This window comes from Streptomyces sp. NPDC044063 (assembly GCF_056434285.1).
The window spans coordinates 1-1,050 of the sequence record NZ_JBWKFM010000069.1 but is presented as its reverse complement, the minus strand read 5'-3'; the positions used below and the strand labels follow the sequence as shown (position 1 = coordinate 1,050).

The window sequence follows — 1,050 nt, the reverse complement described above, 5'->3', positions numbered from 1 at the left end:
TCCAAGCACCCCATCCGCAACCGCGACGACCTCTCCATGGTCTACACCCCCGGCGTCGCCCGCGTGTGCATGGCCATCGCCGAGAACCCCGAGGACGCCCGCCGCCTGACCATCAAGCGCAACTCCGTCGCTGTTGTCACCGACGGCTCCGCCGTGCTGGGCCTGGGCAACATCGGCCCCAAGGCCGCCCTGCCGGTCATGGAGGGCAAGGCCGCCCTCTTCAAGCGCTTCGCCGGCATCGACGCCTGGCCCATCTGCCTGGACACCCAGGACAGCGACGCCATCGTCGAGATCGTCAAGGCCATCGCCCCCGGATTCGCCGGCATCAACCTCGAGGACATCTCCGCACCCCGCTGCTTCGAGATCGAAGCCCGCCTGCGCGAAGCCCTCGACATCCCCGTCTTCCACGACGACCAGCACGGCACCGCCATCGTCGTCCTCGCCGCCCTGACCAACGCCCTGCGCGTGGTCGGCAAGGCCATCGGCGACGTACGCGTCGTCATGTCCGGCGCCGGAGCGGCCGGAACGGCCATCCTCAAGCTCCTCATCGCCGCCGGCGTCAAGCACGCCGTCGTCGCCGACATCCACGGCGTCGTCCACGCCGCCCGCGAAGACCTCGTCTCCGCCGGCCCCGCCACCGCACTGCGCTGGATCGCCGACAACACCAACCCCGAAGGCATCACCGGCACCCTCAAGGAAGCCGTCCGCGGCGCCGACGTCTTCATCGGCGTCTCCGCCCCCAACGTCCTGGCAGGTGAGGACGTGGCCGCCATGGCCGAGAACGCCATCGTCTTCGCGCTGGCCAACCCCGACCCCGAGGTCGAGCCGGCCATCGCCCGCCAGACCGCCGCCGTCGTCGCCACCGGCCGCTCCGACTTCCCCAACCAGATCAACAACGTGCTGGTCTTCCCCGGCGTCTTCCGCGGCCTGCTCGACGCGCAATCGCGTACGGTGAACACCGACATGATGCTGGCCGCCGCCGGCGCCCTCGCCGACGTCGTCGCCGGCGACGAGCTCAACGCGAACTACATCATCCCCAGCGTCTTCAAC

1 protein-coding gene is annotated in these 1,050 nt (G+C 70.0%); it reads left to right on the top strand.

From position 1 onward, the window contains the following. The coding region (locus AC07BS_RS35145; protein ID WP_478935589.1) for an NAD(P)-dependent malic enzyme at window positions 1–1,050 on the top strand (1,050 nt) is incomplete at both ends.